Origin of the sequence: Myroides sp. JBRI-B21084 (assembly GCF_030545015.1) — a bacterium.
Lineage (GTDB): Bacteria > Bacteroidota > Bacteroidia > Flavobacteriales > Flavobacteriaceae > Flavobacterium.
The window spans coordinates 1,898,369-1,921,182 of record NZ_CP120653.1 but is presented as its reverse complement, the minus strand read 5'-3'; the positions used below and the strand labels follow the sequence as shown (position 1 = coordinate 1,921,182).

Genomic DNA, 22,814 nt, shown 5'->3' with positions numbered 1-22,814 from the left:
TGACTAAAAATTATTAATAATCTTTATTAAATGATTTTAAAAAACGTTTGTTTTTAATGTTTTTGTAAAAATTTGGTTAAAATATTTTTTTATATAACATATTTATGTTACTTGTTTATAAAATTCATATATTTATGTTAAAATTTTGAAATTGTTCTAGATATGAAAAATAATTATTCTAAATTCTTATTAGAATTTTCTTTATCGATTAAAAAATCGGTAAAGTTTAATTATTATGTTTTGGCGATGTTATTTGCTTTGAGTATAAGTTTTACTTCAAATGGGCAAGCTATTATCAGATATCAAAATGAAATAAAAGGTGGAACAACAAAAACAGGAAATACTTTTGATAGTGGAGCTACAAGCGGTACTTCAGGTTTTCCAACTCATTCACATACACTTTTAGATTTAGATGCTGATGCAACAACTATCAGATCTACATCTGCCGACTTAGTATTACCTGCTAATAGTACAATTGTTAAGGCTTACTTATATCTAGAAACTTCAGGTCCTTTTTTTTTAAACGATTTTAAATTTAAAGTACCAGGGCAAACAAATTACTCTGTAATTCCATTAACCGATGCATTATCAAATTCGGGTACAAGTTATAATCAGGTTGTATTTGATGTAACTAAATATATTACTAGTCCAACTACAATGTATTCAACCAGCTCTGCAGGTGGGACAGGAGGACGTTATTGGGTTGCCGATGTAAAAAACAATACTAATGGTACATATTCACATTCATATGGAGGTGGATGGACTTTACAAATTGTATATTCAAATCCAAATTCAAAATACAGACATGTGCTTTAGCAGATTATTGGCATACATATGGAGGAGGAGGAGGTAATACTGCATCGTACACAGCAACCTTTCCTAGTGTTAAAGTGCCTTTATCAAGTAGTGCTAATGCAGTAGTTGGTGTATCAGGTTTATGGGGAAATAGAAATTCTTATTATACAAGTTATCCTGTAGGTGATTTAGTATCATTTGGTAAAACTGGAACATCTTTAACCAATTTAATTGACCCACTTGAAAATATTGCTACAGATGTAATGAATTCTTCAATTGCATTTACTTCTAATAATAATGTTAGCGCAGATGGTGGTCCAGCAATGAGTGGTAACTATCTAGCAAGAAATCCTGCTCAAGGTTATACTGATTTTTATGATTCAGATATCTTAAATGCAAATGGAATATTACCAACAACAGCATCTCCTATTTCTGTAGATCTTAGGCTAACTTCAACTTCTAATGACATTCTTTATGCAGGAAGCTTATTTGTATCTGTTGATATTGAAGGTGCAGTGCTTAAAAAAACTATATCGCCAACAACTATTATTGATGGTAACACAGCAACATATACATTTACTATTACAAACCCTTCAACCACAGGTCAAACTTTTTCGGGTTTAGCTTTTACAGATTTATTACCATCGGGTATTATAATTGCTGCAAGTCCTAATATAACAATCACTGGAGGTAGTCCATCAGTTACAGCAACTGCTGGATCAAATGTAATAACAGTTTCAAATTTAACTTTAGCAGCTGGCCAAAGTTCTGTTATTACAGTTAATGTTACTAACGTACCAGGAATGGTAAATATTAGTTGTAGTGAATATAATGAAGGTTTTTCTAATGGATTTGATAATATTAACACAAGTGCAAGCACTAGTAATTTAATTGTTGATATTACTCCACAGGCATGTTTACAAGTTTTATGTAAGCCAAATAGCATGCAACCTTTATGTGATTACGATTCAGATGGGGTTGCTAACAATGCTGATATCGACAATGATAACGATGGTATTTTAAATGCTGTTGAAAGTCCAAATTGTTTTTTAACAAGTACACAAGCTAGTGTTATTAAAAAAGTAAGTACACCATTAGCAAGTACTGTTAATAATATTGCAGTTGTGAGTGGTGCAGATATACCAACTATGCACAATGGAACAACAGGATCATCAACTTCACAAAATCATAATATTACTGCAGGTAGTATAAAAACAGATGCAGTATTGTATAATGTTGCATATCCTACAGAAGTGTTATTAACAAGTATGTCTGTTTATTCTTCTGGTAGTTGGGGAACATTATCAAGTGCAGTTTTATACGGATCTAATGACAACAACACTTGGGTATTGTTATCTCCAAATGTTGATACTTCAACAAATTCGTCACCTAAAGTTTTCACTAACCAAAATCATCCAACTACTTCATATAAATATTATCAAATTAAATTCAAAACTACAGGCTCTTCACCTGCAGTAAGTGTTTATGAAGTATCAGCGATATTAAATTTAACAAATTATAATCAATCATTACATTATAATTACGATACAAACTGCAACGATGATTTTGATTTAGATACTATTCCTAATTTCTTAGACTTAGATTCAGATAACGATGGTTGTCCTGACGCTTTAGAAGGATCAGCAACTATAACATTAAGTCAATTAATAACATCAACTTTACCTGGTGGTAATTCAGGAGCGTTAATAGGCGCATATAACCAACCAGTAACAACAAATTTATGTTTTACAACTGCGTGTGTTAATACTCAAGGTTTACCACAACTAGCAAATCCTGCAAATTATAATAACACAACAGGCCAAGCAATAGGTACTACATTAAACACAGCTGTTATAGATACAAACTGTAATTTTCCTTGTGATCCTGCTTCTCCAAGTTTTGTTGATTCAGATAAAGATACAATTGGTGACGAATGTGATTTAGATGATGACAACGACGGTATACTTGACACAGTTGAGTGTGGCAGTTTATTTACAATTGAAAATTCAGGAACTTTTGGAAGTAATACGGGTTGGTTTGTGCGTAACTTACAATCAACTCCTGGAACTGGCTATACTTTTGCAAGCTTTTTAGATCCAAATTATGCCGATGGTAATAATATAGGAGCAGGTGGTTACTTAGTAATGAATGCTAATGTAGACAATGCGCATAATTTTTTCGATGGAATTGTTGGGCATACCGACGGTACTGCCGAAGATATGTTTCTGGCAGTTAATGGTTCAAACAATACAGGTATTTTCTTTAATAGCACATTTTATTTAGCGGCTAATACTAATTATAATTTTGGCTTTTGGGCTTTGAATGCTAATCCCAATCCTTTAGAGGCACCAACATATCCTGTTAATTTAGGATACAGAGTTATAAAAATTAGTGATAATTCTATTGTAGCTAGTGGTAGTACAGGTAGTATTTCAACTTCGCAAACTTGGACAAATTCCAGTGGAACTTTTACAACGGGTTCTTTAACTGAGCAATACCGATTTGAAATTTATAATATTTCTACGGGTGGTACTGGAAATGATTTTGCAATAGATGATATTTATTTTAAAGGATGCGGTGATACAGATGGAGATTCAATTCCTAATTATTTAGATGTAGATTCAGATAACGATGGATGCCCCGATGCCGTAGAAGGTGATGCTACTATTACCTATAGTCAATTAAACTCGAATGGAAGTATTAATGGTACTGTTAACACTACTGTAGGAAGCGCAAATTACGGTGTACCTACAATAGTAGGGTTAGGACAAGGTTCAGGATCATCTTATGATGCTTCAACAAGTGTATGTTGTAACACTACAGAAACAGGATCTTCTGATAACGATAACGATGGAGTTATTGACAGCTGCGATTTGGATAACGATAACGATGGTATTTTAGATACTTCAGAGGGGTGTAGAGACACAACTTTCGCTGGTGACAACGTAAACCCAACAGGCTTGCCAAATGTTGCTTTAATTACGCAACCTTTTAGTGTATCAACTTTTACTCCTTCACCTGCAAATATGGCACCTATTGTTGTGCCAAGTTCTATAACTTCGACTACTATTGGGTCTGGCATTAATTATGTACATATTTCAAGTCTTGATGCAAATAATAACCCAACAGGACATTTAGAATTTACAGGTATTACAGCAACTACTTTAGAAGAAGCTAAAACAAATAATGAATATATTGAATTTTCTTTTACATCGGTAGCAACACCATTTAATGGTTATGTTGATTGGATTGGTTATTATAATAGATCAATTACAAATCCTCAGCATTCTCTTGCATTTGAAATTACAAATAATACATTAACATCAAACAATACCACTATTTTAGGTACAATTCACCAAATTGCTGGTGAAGGCGGAGGAACTTACCCTAATGGGAGAAGAGCTTATAACAATACAGACTATTATTTAAATCCATCATCAAATTATACTTTAAGAGTATATTTTTATAATGTTGGAAATTCTGTTTTAGAATTTGATGACTTAGTTTTAGCTTTTGATTATTGTGTTGGTGATATTGACGGGGATGGTGTTTTTAATAGCAGTGATTTAGATAGTGATAATGACGGTTGTCCAGACGCAAATGAATATTATAACAGCATTACCGCAATTGGTACAGATGGAAATAATTACTTTGGTACTGGAAATCCACCAGCTATTAATACAAACGGTACCGTTGTGGGTGCTACTTACACAGGTAATATAACAAATTCACAAACAGCTGTAAGTGCAACAGTAACAACGGAACCTATAAATAAAATTATAAGTACAGGAGGTTCAACAACTTTTAGCGTATTAGCTAATGCACAATCTACAACTACGTTTACAACAGGTATTCCTAATTATTCAGTACCACCTGCATCAGATGTAAGTCCTTTACTTACTTATCAGTGGCAAGTAAGTACTAATGGAGGTGCAACTTGGTCAAATGTTACTAATGGAGGTATTTATTCAGGTGCTACAACTGCAACTTTAAACTTAACGGGTGCAACAGTATCAATGGATGGGTATTTATACAAAGCTGTACTTGCACATCCAAATAATGTATGTTTAAGTGTAAATTCAAATTCAGCACTATTAGATATTTTACCAATTGCAACTAATGATAGTGCTTGTTATGTGATTTCCACTACAGCCTATCCAGCAATTAATATATTAACAAACGATACAACTGGAGATGCAGTTGTAGCTAATTCATTTAGTTTAATTGCACCTGGTACAGCTATAAGTATTATTACCGATGTTCAAGGAGATATAGTTTCATTTGTTATTCCTGGTGAAGGAACTTGGGCAATTAATGGTTTAGACCAAGTAGTATTTACACCTTCTTCTGGATTTACAGGAAGTCCTACACCAATACAATATACAGGTAAAGATGCACAAGGAAACCTTTCTAATGCAGCAACCATTACATTAACAACAGTTTCAGCTGGAATTTTAAGTGGAACTCAAACTATATGTTCAAACGGCACTACTACATTTACATCAAGCGTAGCAAGCGGCTCATGGACTTCATCAGACATTAATGTTGCAACTATAGATGCAAATACAGGTGTAATCACACCTGTTGCTGCAGGTACCGCAACAATGACATATACCATACCAGCTAGTGGAATTTGTCCAAGTGTTAGCGCTACACGTGATTTAACAGTTACATTAGCACCAACAGAACCAATAATTGCTGTTACAGCAGCAACTTGTAATGCAGTAGGTACAGCAACTATAACAAATTTTAACTCAGCATATACCTATACATTTACCCCAACAGGACCAATTGCAGGATCAGGTGTAATCACAGGTATGATACCTGGAACAAGTTATTCGCTTATTGCAACCAATACTTCAGGTTGTATTTCAAGTACTTCATCTTCATTCAGTATTGATAATATAATTGTAACAGCAGATACAGATAGTGACGGAATTGATAATTTCTGTGATTATGACGATGATAATGATGGAATTTTAGATTTAGAAGAATGTAGTAGTGGTTATATCGGACAAAATGAAACAGGAGCATGGAAGGGGACTACAAATTCAATATTTACAGTTACTACTGCAGATATTATGGCCATAAACCCAGCGGCTACTTTTACACTATTAGGTAATGGTCAGTATCCTTTGAATATAGATCCAACTTTAGGTGCACCTAGAAGATTTTCATCAACAGGAGATGGCGAATATATCGTAACTTGGTCACCAGCTGTGCCAGCAAGTGAAATTGCTTTTGCTATGACTGATTTTGATCCTAGTTCAGGTTCCACTGGTTTTACAGGAATTATTGAAGTAAATGGAGGTTTGGCAAATAATCTTTTTAATGCAGTTTCATTCCCTTCAAGGCCATCAGTAAATTATAATGCACAGACTGGAGCCTTTAGTGATAATGGAGGTTTAGACAATCAAGCTTTTGGTATTATTGGTACGTCTTCGACTTTAGTTTCCACATTGAGGGTTAAAACAACAGGTATAGGTGTTGACAATTTAGGATGGTCTTTTTATGCCTCAGTTAGTTGTGATTTTGATGGAGACGGAATACCAAACAGTTTAGATTTAGATTCAGACAACGATGGTTGTTCAGATGCAAATGAATACTATAATTCAACTACAGCAGACGGCGGAGATGGTGGAGTTTATGGAATTGGAGCACCAGCAGTAGCTATTAATGGAAAAGTAGTAGCTGCTTCTTACATAGGAAGTTATACTAATGTAGAAAATGCTACAAATGCGACTATTACAACGCAACCAGTTCAACAGTCAACTACTGTAGGAGGTAATGCAACCTTTACAGTAATTGCAACTGCTCAAAATACAATAACTTTTGTTGCAGGCACACCTGATTATACAGTTCCACCAGCAACTGATTCTAGTTTAAATATAACGTATCAATGGCAAGTAAGTACTAATAATGGAGCTACATGGTCAAATATCACCAATGGAGGTGTTTATTCAGGAGCTACTAGCAGTACATTAACTATTACAGGAGCAACATTAGCTATGAATGATTATGATTATCAGGTTATAGTTAAGCATAATGAAAATGTTTGTATTTTATTAGAATCTGATCCAGCTAATTTATGTGTTATTAATACACCTATAATAAGTACAACTGCTGCTACATGTACAGCAGCAGGTACGGCAACGATCACGAATTTTGATCCAAGTTATTCATACACGTTTGCACCAGCAGGACCAGCAGCGACAACTGGAGGCGTAATCACAGGGATGACACCAGGAATTGATTATACATTAACAGCGACCAATGGATCAGGATGTACTTCGGTAGCAACAGCAGCGTTCCAAATCGGAACACAGTTAGTAACTCCAGTAACGCCAACAATCAGCGTAACAGCGGCAACGTGTAGCGCAGTAGGAACTGCAACGATAACTAATGTGGTATCGGGCAATACATATACATTTGCACCAGTGGGTCCAACAGTTGACACCACAACGGGTGTGATTAGTGGTATTACAGCGGGTACTACTTATGTAGTAACTACTAATAATGGAAGTTGTACTTCAGCATCATCAGCAAGTTTCAGCATCCAACCAATGTTAACAACGCCAGTAGTACCAGCAATTACAGTAGCAGCAGCTACATGTACAGCAGCAGGAACAGCAACGATCACGAATTTTGATCCGAGTTATTCATACACGTTTGCACCAGCAGGACCATCTGCAGGAACAGGTGTAATCACAGGTATGACACCAGGAGTTGCTTATACATTAACAGCTACTAACGCATCGGGTTGTACATCAACAGCAACAGCAGCGTTCCAAATCGGAGCACAGTTAGTAACTCCAGCAACGCCAACAATCAGCGTAACAGCGGCAACGTGTAGCGCAGCGGGTGTTGCAACGATAACTAATGTGGTATCGGGCAATACATATACATTTGCACCAGTGGGTCCAACAGTTGACACCACAACGGGTGTGATTAGTGGTATGACAGCGGGTACTACTTATGTAGTAACTACTAATAATGGAAGTTGTACTTCAGCATCATCAGCAAGTTTCAGCATCCAACCAATGTTAACAACACCAGTAGTTCCAACAATCAGCACCACAGCAGCTACATGTACAGCAGCAGGAACAGCAACGATCACGAATTTTGATCCAAGTTATTCATACACGTTTGCACCAGCAGGACCATCTGCAGGAACAGGCGTAATCACAGGTATGACACCAGGAGTTGATTATACATTAACAGCTACTAACGCATCGGGTTGTACATCAACAGCAACGGTTGCATTCCAAATCGGGGCACAGTTAGTAACTCCAGCAACGCCAACAATCAGCGTAACAGCGGCAACGTGTAGTGCAGCGGGTGTTGCAACGATAACTAATGTAGTATCGGGCAATACATATACATTTGCACCAGTGGGTCCAACAGTTGACACCACAACGGGTGTGATTAGTGGTATGACAGCGGGTACTACTTATGTAGTAACTACTAATAATGGAAGTTGTACATCAACAGCATCATTAAGCTTTAGCGTACAATCGCAGTTAGCTACACCAGTAGTTCCAGCAATTACAGTAGCAGCAGCTACATGTACAGCAGCAGGTACGGCAACGATCACGAATTTTGATCCAAGTTATTCATACACGTTTACACCAGCAGGACCATCTGCAGGAACAGGTGTAATCACAGGTATGACACCAGGAGTTGATTATACATTAACAGCTACTAATGCATCGGGTTGTACATCAACAGCAACGGTTGCATTCCAAATCGGGGCACAGTTAGTAACTCCAGCAACACCAGCAATCAGCGTAACAGCGGCAACGTGTAGTGCAGCGGGTGTTGCAACGATAACTAATGTGGTATCGGGCAATACATATACATTTGCACCAGTGGGTCCAACAGTTGACACCACAACGGGTGTGATTAGTGGTATGACAGCGGGTACTACTTATGTAGTAACTACTAATAATGGAAGTTGTACATCAACAGCATCATTAAGCTTTAGTGTACAAGCACAATTAGCAACACCAGTAGTTCCAGCAATTACAGTAGCAGCAGCTACATGTACAGCAGCAGGTACGGCAACGATCACGAATTTTGATCCGAGTTATTCATACACGTTTGCACCAGCAGGACCAGCAGCGACAACTGGAGGTGTAATCACAGGTATGACACCAGGAGTTGATTATACATTAACAGCTACTAACGCAGCGGGTTGTACATCAACAGCAACGGTTGCATTCCAAATCGGAGCACAGTTAGTAACACCAGATACGCCAACAATTAGCGTAACAGCGGCAACGTGTACAGCAGTAGGAACTGCAACGATAACTAATGTGGTATCAGGCAATACATATACATTTGCACCAGTGGGTCCAACAGTTGACACCACAACGGGTGTGATTAGTGGTATGACAGCGGGAGAAGTATACACAGTAACTACTAATAATGGAAGTTGTACTTCAGCATCATCAGCAAGTTTCGGCATTCAACCAATGTTAACAACGCCAGTAGTTCCAACAATCAGCACCACAGCAGCTACATGTACAGCAGCAGGAACAGCAACGATCACGAATTTTGATCCGAGTTATTCATACACGTTTACACCAGCAGGACCATCTGCAGGAACAGGTGTAATCACAGGTATGACACCAGGAGTTGATTATACATTAACAGCTACTAATGCATCGGGTTGTACATCAACAGCAACGGTTGCATTCCAAATCGGGGCACAGTTAGTAACTCCAGCAACACCAGCAATCAGCGTAACAGCGGCAACGTGTAGTGCAGCGGGTGTTGCAACGATAACTAATGTGGTATCGGGCAATACATATACATTTGCACCAGTGGGTCCAACAGTTGACACCACAACGGGTGTGATTAGTGGTATGACAGCGGGTACTACTTATGTAGTAACTACTAATAATGGAAGTTGTACATCAACAGCATCATTAAGCTTTAGTGTACAAGCACAATTAGCAACACCAGTAGTTCCAGCAATTACAGTAGCAGCAGCTACATGTACAGCAGCAGGTACGGCAACGATCACGAATTTTGATCCGAGTTATTCATACACGTTTGCACCAGCAGGACCAGCAGCGACAACTGGAGGTGTAATCACAGGTATGACACCAGGAGTTGATTATACATTAACAGCTACTAACGCAGCGGGTTGTACATCAACAGCAACGGTTGCATTCCAAATCGGAGCACAGTTAGTAACACCAGATACGCCAACAATTAGCGTAACAGCGGCAACGTGTACAGCAGTAGGAACTGCAACGATAACTAATGTGGTATCAGGCAATACATATACATTTGCACCAGTGGGTCCAACAGTTGACACCACAACGGGTGTGATTAGTGGTATGACAGCGGGAGAAGTATACACAGTAACTACTAATAATGGAAGTTGTACTTCAGCATCATCAGCAAGTTTCGGCATTCAACCAATGTTAACAACGCCAGTAGTTCCAACAATCAGCACCACAGCAGCTACATGTACAGCAGCAGGAACAGCAACGATCACGAATTTTGATCCGAGTTATTCATACACGTTTGCACCAGCAGGACCAGCAGCGACAACTGGAGGTGTAATCACAGGTATGACACCAGGAGTTGATTATACATTAACAGCTACTAACGCAGCGGGTTGTACATCAACAGCAACAGCAGCGTTCCAAATCGGAGCACAGTTAGTAACTCCAGCAACGCCAACAATTAGCGTAACAGCGGCAACGTGTACAGCAGTAGGAACTGCAACGATAACTAATGTGGTATCAGGCAATACATATACATTTGCACCAGTGGGTCCAACAGTTGACACCACAACGGGTGTGATTAGTGGTATGACAGCGGGTACTACTTATGTAGTAACTACTAATAATGGAAGTTGTACATCAACAGCATCATTAAGCTTTAGTGTACAAGCACAATTAGCAACACCAGTAGTTCCAGCAATTACAGTAGCAGCAGCTACATGTACAGCAGCAGGTACGGCAACGATCACGAATTTTGATCCGAGTTATTCATACACGTTTGTACCAGCAGGACCATCTGCAGGAACAGGCGTAATCACAGGGATGACACCAGGAGTTGCTTATACATTAACAGCGACCAATGGATCAGGATGTACTTCGGTAGCAACAGCAGCGTTCCAAATCGGAGCACAGTTAGTAACACCAGATACGCCAACAATCAGCGTAACAGCGGCAACGTGTACAGCAGTAGGAACTGCAACGATAACTAATGTGGTATCGGGCAATACATATACATTTGCACCAGTGGGTCCAACAGTTGACACCACAACGGGTGTGATTAGTGGTATGACAGCGGGAGAAGTATACACAGTAACTACTAATAATGGAAGTTGTACTTCAGCATCATCAGCAAGTTTCGGCATCCAACCAATGTTAACAACGCCAGTAGTTCCAACAATCAGCACCACAGCAGCTACATGTACAGCAGCAGGAACTGCAACGATCACGAATTTTGATCCAAGTTATTCATACACGTTTGCACCAGCAGGACCATCTGCAGGAACAGGCGTAATCACAGGTATGACACCAGGAATTGATTATACATTAACAGCTACTAACGCATCGGGTTGTACATCAACAGCAACAGCAGCGTTCCAAATCGGAGCACAGTTAGTAACTCCAGCAACGCCAACAATCAGCGTAACAGCGGCAACGTGTAGCGCAGCGGGTGTTGCAACGATAACTAATGTGGTATCAGGCAATACATATACATTTGCACCAGTGGGTCCAACAGTTGACACCACAACGGGTGTGATTAGTGGTATGACAGCGGGAGAAGTATACACAGTAACTACTAATAATGGAAGTTGTACATCAACAGCATCATTAAGCTTTAGTGTACAAGCACAATTAGCAACACCAGTAGTTCCAGCAATTACAGTAGCAGCAGCTACATGTACAGCAGCAGGTACGGCAACGATCACGAATTTTGATCCAAGTTATTCATACACGTTTGCACCAGCAGGACCAGCAGCGACAACAGGAGGCGTAATCACAGGTATGACACCAGGAGTTGATTATACATTAACAGCTACTAATGCATCGGGTTGTACATCAACAGCAACGGTTGCATTCCAAATCGGGGCACAGTTAGTAACTCCAGCAACGCCAACAATCAGCACTACGGCAGCAACGTGTAGCGCAGTAGGAACTGCAACGATAACTAATGTGGTATCGGGCAATACATATACATTTGCACCAGTGGGTCCAACAGTTGACACCACAACGGGTGTGATTAGTGGTATTACAGCGGGTACTACTTATGTAGTAACTACTAATAATGGAAGTTGTACTTCAGCATCATCAGCAAGTTTCAGCATCCAACCAATGTTAACAACACCAGTAGTTCCAGCAATTACAGTAGTAGCAGCTACATGTACAGCAGCAGGTACGGCAACAATCACGAATTTTGATCCAAGTTATTCATACACGTTTGCACCAGCAGGACCATCTGCAGGAACAGGAGTAATCACAGGTATGACACCAGGAGTTGATTATACATTAACAGCTACAAATGCATCGGGTTGTACATCAACAGCTACGGTTGCATTCCAAATCGGGGCACAGTTAGTAACACCAGCAACGCCAACAATCAGCGTAACAGCGGCAACGTGTAGCGCAGCGGGTGTTGCAACGATAACTAATGTGGTATCGGGCAATACATATACATTTGCACCAGTGGGTCCAACAGTTGACACCACAACGGGTGTGATTAGTAACTTGGTTGCAGGCACAAGCTATACGGTAACAACAAATAATGGAAGTTGTACTTCAGCATCATCAGCAAGTTTCAGCATCCAACCAATGTTAACAACACCAGTAGTTCCAGCAATTACAGTAGCAGCAGCTACATGTACAGCAGCAGGTACGGCAACGATCACGAATTTTGATCCGAGTTATTCATACACGTTTGCACCAGCAGGACCATCTGCAGGAACAGGAGTAATCACAGGTATGACACCAGGAGTTGATTATACATTAACAGCTACAAATGCATCGGGTTGTACATCAACAGCTACGGTTGCATTCCAAATCGGGGCACAGTTAGTAACACCAGCAACGCCAGCAATAAGCACTACGGCGGCAACGTGTAGCGCAGCGGGTGTTGCAACGATAACTAATGTGGTATCGGGCAATACATATACATTTGCACCAGTGGGTCCAACAGTTGACACCACAACGGGTGTGATTAGTGGTATGACAGCGGGAGAAGTATACACAGTAACTACTAATAATGGAAGTTGTACATCAACAGCATCATTAAGCTTTAGTGTTCAAGCACAATTAGCAACGCCAGTAGTTCCAGCAATTACAGTAGCAGCAGCTACATGTACAGCAGCAGGAACAGCAACAATCACGAATTTTGATCCAAGTTATTCATACACGTTTGCACCAGCAGGACCAGCAGCGACAACTGGAGGTGTAATCACAGGTATGACACCAGGAGTTGATTATACATTAACAGCGACCAATGGTTCAGGATGTACTTCGGTAGCAATGGTTGCATTCCAAATCGGAGCACAGTTAGTAACTCCAGCAACGCCAACAATCAGCGTAACAGCGGCAACGTGTAGTGCAGCGGGTGTAGCAACGATAACTAATGTGGTATCAGGCAATACATATACGTTTACACCAGCAGATCCATCAATAGCAGTGGATACTGTAACAGGAGTAATTAGTGGAATGACAGCGGGTACTACTTATGTAGTAACTACTAATAATGGAAGTTGTACTTCAGCATCATCAGCAAGTTTCAGCATCCAACCAATGTTAACAACGCCAGTAGTTCCAGCAATTACAGTAGCAGCAGCTACATGTACAGCAGCAGGGACAGCAACAATCACGAATTTTGATCCAAGTTATTCATACACGTTTGCACCAGCAGGACCATCTGCAGGAACAGGTGTAATCACAGGTATGACGCCAGGAGTTGCTTATACATTAACAGCGACCAATGGATCAGGATGTACTTCGGTAGCAACAGCAGCGTTCCAAATCGGAGCACAGTTAGTAACACCAGATACACCAACAATTAGCAATACGCCAGCAACATGTAGTTCGGCTAACATTGTTAAGGTTACAAATTTGGTAAGCGGTGTGAATTATGTAGTTTCACGAACAGGACCAACAGTTGACCTTACAACTGGAGTGATTTCTGGTATGACAGCAGGTGAAACCTATACAGTAAAAGCGGTTTCAACCTCAGGAAGTTGTTCAAGTGCAGCTTCAGTTACATTTAGTTTACAACCGCAATTTGGTACACCAGCTGCACCAGTAAGTGGTGGAAATCAATCGGTATGTATTCCTACTGGCTCATCAGCTACTTTAACAGCGGTTGCGTCGTCACAAGCAGGTACTACCATTACTTGGTATGAAAATAGCAATGGTACAGGTATAACAAGTCCAACTTATACATCTTCAACAGCGTATACAAGAACAATTTATGCTCAAGCTGTATCAAGTCAAGGTTGTGCAAGTGCATTAACAGCAGTTACACAAACTTTCTACGATGCACCTGTTATTACTAATTATACCACAAATGATCCTATTTGTGAGGTAAATACTAAAACATTATATGCAACAACTCCAGGAGGAGTTTGGACTGTACAGTCTGGAGGCGGTACTATATCTGCAGCTTCTTCTCCTAATGTGTTTACATATACACCTGCAAATGTTACTACACCTACTTCTGTTACAGTTCGTTATACTTTAACTCCAGTAGCACCAAGTGTATGTCCACCGGCTACACATGATGTAACGTTTACAGTTAATCCAAATCCAGATGCACCAACGGTAGGATCTGTAATACATCCAACATGTATTAATGCAAACGGAAGTTTTAAAATAGCTAACTATTTAGCTACGAATACTTATACTATTACATCAACCGATGGTGATGTAATATCAGGACCAACAGCAACTGGTACAGTTACTGCAACAGCCGGAACTTATACCATTTCAGTATCGAATACTTATGGTTGTACAGGATCTGCATCGATAGATGTAACATTAAATCCACAACCAGCAACACCGTTGACACCAACAATTAGCAATACGCCAGCAACATGTAGTTCGGCTAACATTGTTAAAGTTACAAATTTGGTAAGCGGTGTGAATTATGTAGTTTCACCAACAGGACCAACAGTTGACCTTACAACTGGAGTGATTTCTGGTATGATAGCAGGTGAAACCTATACTGTAAAAGCGGTTTCAATTCCAGGAGGTTGTTCAAGTGCAGCATCTACTTCGTTTAGTTTACAAGCACAATTGGTAACACCAGCTGCACCAACAAGCGGCGGCGATCAAGTTTCTTGTTCACCAGCAAGTTTAACAGCAACAGCATCAGCAGAAGCAGGAGCAACAATAACTTGGTATGCAGATGCAACAAGTACCACACCAGTAACACCAACGTTAAGTACAGTTGGTATGGTAACGTATTATGCAGAAGCAACACTAGGAGCATGTAAAAGTGCAACCCGTACTGCAGTAACATTGACAATTAATCAAACACCAACCGCTCCAACAAGTGGCGGAAATATTACGGAATGTGCTGCATCGCCAATACAAACACTAACAGCGACAGCAACATCACCAGGTAATACAGTTGTTTGGTATACACAAGCAACAGGCGGAACAGCTCTTGCAACAGCACCAACGTTAAATGCAGTAGGTACGGTAACATATTATGCAGAAGCAGTTACATCAGCAAACTGTTCAAGTACAACAAGAACGCCAGTTACATTAACAATCAATGCAACACCAGCTGCACCAACAAGCGGCGGCGATCAAGTTTCTTGTTCACCGGCAAGTTTAACAGCATCAGCATCAGCAGAAGCAGGAGCAACAATAACTTGGTATGCAGATGCAACAAGTACTACACCAGTAACACCAACGTTAAGTACAGTTGGTATGGTAACGTATTATGCAGAAGCAACACTAGGAACATGTAAAAGTGCAACCCGTACACCGGTAACATTGACAATTAACCAAACACCAGATACGCCAACAATTAGCAATACGCCAGCAACATGTAGTTCGGCTAACATTGTTAAGGTTACAAATTTGGTAAGCGGTGTGAATTATGTAGTTTCACCAACAGGACCAACAGTTGACGTTACAACTGGAGTGATTTCTGGTATGATAGCAGGTGAAACCTATAATGTAAAAGCGGTTTCAACTCCAGGAGGTTGTTCAAGTGCAGCATCTACTTCGTTTAGTTTACAAGCACCATTGGTAACACCAGCTGCACCAACAAGCGGCGGCGATCAAGTTTCTTGTTCACCAGCAAGTTTAACAGCAACAGCATCAGCAGAAGCAGGAGCAACAATAACTTGGTATGCAGATGCAACAAGTACCACACCAGTAACACCAACGTTAAGTACAGTTGGTACGGTAACGTATTATGCAGAAGCAACACTAGGAGCATGTAAAAGTGCAACCCGTACACTAGTAACATTAACAATTAACCAAACACCAGAAGCTCCAACAAGTGGAGGAGATATAACTGAATGTGCTACATCGCCAATACAAACATTAACAGCGATAGCAACATCAACAGGTAATACGGTTACTTGGTATACTCAAGCTACGGGAGGAACTATAGTTACTTCACCAACGTTAAATACAGTAGGTACGGTAACGTATTACGCAGAAGCAGTTACATCAGCAAACTGTTCAAGTACAACAAGAACACCTGTAACATTAACTATAAAAGCGACACCAGCTGTACCAACTTTAGTTGAAATCATCCAACCAAGTTGTACATCAGCAAATGGAAGTTTCAAAATAGGAAACTATTTAGCTACCAATACATACAGCATTACATCAGCAGACGGCTCTGTAATATCAGGCCCAACAGCAACAGGTTTAGTAACAGCAGCAGCAGGTACGTATAGCATTAAATCAATATTAAATGGATGTGAAAGTACTCCGGTAACAGTAACGATAAACCCACAAGAATGTGCGGATATCGTAACAGTAAAAACCGACGGACAGACGATGTATGTAGCAGGTTCAACGGTAACATATACTATTACAGTAACCAATAATGGTCCAACAGCAGCAACTAATGTAACAGTAGCCGATACAGCACCAGCCGGAACAACAATTAGTTCATGGACAGGTAGTAACGGATCATCAGGAACAGGAGATGTTAACAATGTATTACCAACATTAGCAGTAGGACAAACAGTTACTTATACAGTAAATGTAGCAGTACCAGCAACAATGACAGGTAATTTAACAAATACCGTAACCGTAACAAGTGTAACACCAGATCCAAATCCAGCGTGTACAACGTGTACCGATACCGATACTCCAAATACTACGTTTGCAGAGAACGATATCAACAACACGTATGCAGATACACCAGTATCAGGAAACGTAAAAACAAACGATTCAGATGCAGAAGGACACGGACAAATGGTAACCCCTTCAATAACGGTAACACCAGAAGGTACATTATTCTTAAATGCAAATGGAACCTATAATTTTATACCAGCAGCAGGCTTTACAGGCACGTTTGTACATACGTACACGATATGTGACAATGCAACGCCACAAGCATGTGATACGGCAACGTTAACAATTGAGGTAATGCCAGATCCAAGCGACCCAACATCACCAAATGATGTGGTAGCAAACAACGATACGGCAACAACACCAGAAGGACAACCAGTAACAATTGACGTAAAAGCGAACGATTTCGATCCAAATGGAGATGCATTTGAAATAGATCCGACTTCAATCACTCAACCAGCAAACGGAACAGTTACAGTTAACCCAGACGGAACGATTACGTACACACCAAATCCAGGCTTTGAAGGTACTGACACGTTCACTTACACAGTATGTGACGACGCAACGCCAACACCAGCATGTGATACGGCAACAGTAAGCGTAAACGTAGTACCAGCAAACAACACGAACGAAACGTATGCAAACGACGATGCGTACAACGGTGATCAATACCAACCAATCACAGGTAATGTATTAGACAATGATACAGATCCAGATGTAACAGGGAACGATCAATTTGTGACAGGTTATACCCAACCGGCTCACGGAACGGTAACAATAGACCCAATCACAGGAGAGTTCACGTACACGCCAACAGACGAGTACACAGGACCGCTTAGTTTCACTTACACGATATGTGACAACGGCACTCCGCAAGCATGTGACATAGCAACGGTTTACTTAACCATAAACCCAGCGAATGAAACATTAGCGGTGAACGACATCAACAATACGTATGAGAATACGCCAGTATCAGGCAGTGTATCAACGAACGATAGTGATCCACAAGGACATACACAAACGGTAACTCCTTCAACAACCACAACGGCAGAAGGTACGTTAGTATTAAATGCAAATGGAACCTATACGTTTACACCAGCAGCAGGCTTTACAGGCACGTTTGTACATACGTACACGGTATGTGACAGCGGCACGCCACAAGCATGTGATACGGCAACGTTAACAATTGAGGTAATGCCAGATCCAAGCGACCCAACATCACCAAATGATGTGGTAGCAAACAACGATACGGCAACAACACCAGAAGGACAACCAGTAACAATTGACGTAAAAGCGAACGATTTCGATCCAAATGGAGATGCATTTGAAATAGACCCGACTTCAATCACTCAACCAGCAAACGGAACAGTTACAGTTAACCCAGACGGAACGATTACGTACACACCAAATCCAGGCTTTGAAGGTACTGACACGTTCACTTACACAGTATGTGACGACGCAACGCCAACACCAGCATGTGATACGGCAACAGTAAGCGTAAACGTAGTACCAGCAAACAACACGAACGAAACGTATGCAAACGACGATGCGTACAATGGCGATCAATACCAACCAATCACAGGTAGTGTATTAGATAACGATACAGATCCGGATGATAATGCAACAGGAAACATTCAAACGGTAAAATCGAATACGCAACCAGCACACGGCTCGGTACAGATGAATCCAGACGGAACCTTTACGTATACTCCAACACCAGGAGACGAGTACACAGGACCGCTTAGTTTCACTTATGAGGTATGTGATAACGGCAATCCGCAAGCATGTGACATAGCAACGGTTTACTTAACCATAAACCCAGCGAATGAAACATTAGCGGTGAACGACATCAACAATACGTATGAGAATACGCCAGTATCAGGCAGTGTATCAACGAACGATAGTGATCCACAAGGACATACACAAACGGTAACTCCTTCAACAACCACAACGGCAGAAGGTACGTTAGTATTAAATGCAAATGGAACCTATACGTTTACACCAGCAGCAGGCTTTACAGGCACGTTTGTACATACGTACACGGTATGTGACAGCGGCACGCCACAAGCATGTGATACGGCAACGTTAACAATTGAGGTAATGCCAGATCCAAGCGACCCAACATCACCAAATGATGTGGTAGCAAACAACGATACGGCAACAACACCAGAAGGACAACCAGTAACAATTGACGTAAAAGCGAACGATTTCGATCCAAATGGAGATGCATTTGAAATAGACCCGACTTCAATCACTCAACCAGCAAACGGAACAGTTACAGTTAACCCAGACGGAACGATTACGTACACACCAAATCCAGGCTTTGAAGGTACTGACACGTTCACTTACACAGTATGTGACGACGCAACGCCAACACCAGCATGTGATACGGCAACAGTAAGCGTAAACGTAGTACCAGCAAACAACACGAACGAAACGTATGCAAACGACGATGCGTACAATGGCGATCAATACCAACCAATCACAGGTAGTGTATTAGATAACGATACAGATCCGGATGATAATGCAACAGGAAACATTCAAACGGTAAAATCGAATACGCAACCAGCACACGGCTCGGTACAGATGAATCCAGACGGAACCTTTACGTATACTCCAACACCAGGAGACGAGTACACAGGACCGCTTAGTTTCACTTATGAGGTATGTGATAACGGCAATCCGCAAGCATGTGACACGGCAACGGTTTACTTAACCATAAACCCAGCGAATGAAACATTAGCGGTGAACGACATCAACAATACGTATGTGAATACACCAGTATCAGGCAGTGTATCAACGAACGATAGTGATCCACAAGGACATACACAAACGGTAACTCCTTCAACAACCACAACAGCAGAAGGTACGTTAGTATTGAATGCAAACGGAACCTATACGTTTACACCAGCAGCAGGCTTTACAGGCACGTTTGTACATACGTACACGGTATGTGACAGCGGCACGCCACAAGCATGTGACACGGCAACGTTAACAATTGAGGTAATGCCAAATCCGTTTACAGGACCAAACGATGTGGTAGCGAACAACGATACGGCAACAACCGAAGAAGGACAACCAGTAACGATCAACGTAAAAGCGAACGATTTCGATCCAAACGGCGATACCGTAGGTACACCAACGGTAGTAACTCAACCAGCAAACGGAACAGTTACAGTTAACCCAGACGGAACGATTACGTACACACCAAATCCAGGCTTTGAAGGTACTGACACGTTCACTTACACAGTATGTGACGACGCAACGCCAACACCAGCATGTGATACGGCAACAGTAAGCGTAAACGTAGTACCAACACCAGAACCAGGAGAAAACGTAATCTACGCAAACGACGATGCGTACAACGGCGATGGACCAACTATTGAAGGTAGTGTATTTGATAACGATTCAGATCCAGATAGCGATACAAGTACAATACATACATTTACAGTAGTAGACCAACCGAAACACGGAATGGTAACAATAGACCCAATCACAGGTGAATTCATATACACCCCAGAACCGGGCTATGTAGGACCAGATAGTTTCAGATACACGGTATGTGATGATGGCGATCCACAAGCATGTGACACGGCAACGGTTTACTTAAGCGTAAATTCAGCACCTTCATTAGAGATAACAAAAGCAGGAAGCTATGTAGACACTAATGAAGACGGTATAGCCAACGCAGGCGATGAGATACATTATGTGTTTACAGTTAAAAATACTGGAAACGTAGTGTTAACCAACGTAACGGTAAGCGATGATAATGCAGTAGTAAGCGGCGGGCCATTAGCAAGTTTAGCAATAGGTGCAACAGACAGTACTACCTTTACAGCGGTACATGTATTAACGGCAACCGATTTAGCAGCAGGCTATGTTTACAACTTAGCAACAGCAAAAGGAACCGATCCAACGGGAGCAGAAGTAACAGATGCATCAGTAGATCCAAATCCATGTAGCACATGTCCGGTAGAACCAACCTGTGTAGATTGTACGATAGTAGCAATACCAAATACAACGCATGCGATCGACGATATCAACAATACCTTTGTAAATACTCCGGTATCAGGCAATGTATTAACAAATGATTTCGACAGAGAAGGACATACCCAAAGCATCGATTTAACAAGCGTTACCCAACCAGCAAACGGAACGGTACAGATGAATGCAGACGGAAGCTATACGTATACACCAAACGCAGGCTTTACAGGGGTAGACACTTTCACATACACCATATGTGACAACGGCACGCCACAAGCATGTGAAACCGCAACGGTAACCATTAATGTAGAAGGCTTAATAGATCCAAACGTTAATGTGGTAGTAGCCAACAACGATGCGGTGATAACCAAGGTAGATACACCAATAGCGATAGTTGTATTAGCGAATGATTTTGATCCACAAGGCGATAGTTTTAGCGTACAAAAAGGCTCATTAACCAAGCCATCGCACGGAAAAGTTACGTTAAATGCAGACGGAACAGTAACCTATACACCAGATCCGGGTTATGTAGGCGAAGACAGTTTCATGTACACTATATGCGATAACGGTACGCCACAAGCATGTGAAGAAGCAACGGTAATAGTAACCATATTACCAGCAAGCAACTTAAACAGTACATATGCGGTAGACGATTCGTACTACATAAACTGTAGTTCATTATCAGATATGAATTTATTAGATAACGACTACGATTTAGAGAAAGACGGACAATACATCGACATCAAAATAAACCCAGTAATAGGACCAAAACATGGAACATTAGAGCTTCATGAAGATGGAACCTTTACATACACGGTAAACGGATGTTACGTAGGACCAGATAGTTTTGTGTACGAAGTACGCGACACCAACGGCGATCAAGCAATCGATAGAGCAACGGTATACTTAATGATACAAGATACCACGGCACCAGAGTTTGTAGAAGCCCTACCATCAGATGTAACAGTAGAATGTAACGCAGTACCAGCAGCACCTGTATTAACAGCAGTAGATACTTGTGGCAGTGCGGAAGTAAGCTACAAAGAAGCGCGAATTGACGGAGCATGTGCAAACAGCTACACCTTAGAACGCACTTGGACAGCAACCGATGCATGTGGCAACACAACGGTACATACGCAAATAGTAACAGTAGAAGACACCACCGGACCAAGTTTTGTAGGCACCATGCCAGCAGCAGAAATTTACATAAGATGTGAAGAATTAGCAGCAGCAGAAACCTTACAAGCGCAAGACGAATGTGGAGAAGTAGAAGTACGCAGCTACGATGAAAAAGTAGAAGGCGACTGTGAATCGAAATACGACATTATAAGAACGTGGGTAGCAACCGATTCGTGTGGCAACGAAACCCGTTACACTCAAACGATCCACTTATCATGTCCAATGGAAATATTCAATGCAGTAACACCAAATGGAGATGGCATGAATGACGAGTTTGTATTAAAAGGAATTAATTGTTATCCAGGCAATACAGTAGAGATTTACAACCGTTGGGGAGTATTGGTTTATGAAACCAGAGACTACAATTCACGCGGAAATACCTTTAAAGGGTATTCAGAAGGAAGAGTAACTGTTAAGCAGCATTCAAAATTACCAACGGGAACTTACTATTACGTAGTAAAATACACGTATGATTTAGGAGATGGCAGACAGTATCCAACCGAACAAGCCGGATATTTACATTTGGAGACCAACTAAAAA

Annotated in this window: 2 protein-coding genes; both read left to right on the top strand. The window is 40.8% G+C overall.

What is annotated here, in order from left to right; genetic code table 11:
- Positions 1-162: 162 nt before the first annotated feature.
- Positions 163-816, top strand: coding sequence for a hypothetical protein (locus P3875_RS09235; protein ID WP_303443678.1), 654 nt, complete (start codon positions 163-165; stop codon positions 814-816).
- Complete coding sequence (locus tag P3875_RS09230; protein WP_303443677.1) at positions 759-22,811, top strand: tandem-95 repeat protein; 22,053 nt, start codon at positions 759-761, stop codon at positions 22,809-22,811. Before P3875_RS09235 ends, P3875_RS09230 begins: the two co-directional genes overlap by 58 nt.
- The last annotated feature ends 3 nt before the right edge of the window (positions 22,812-22,814 follow it).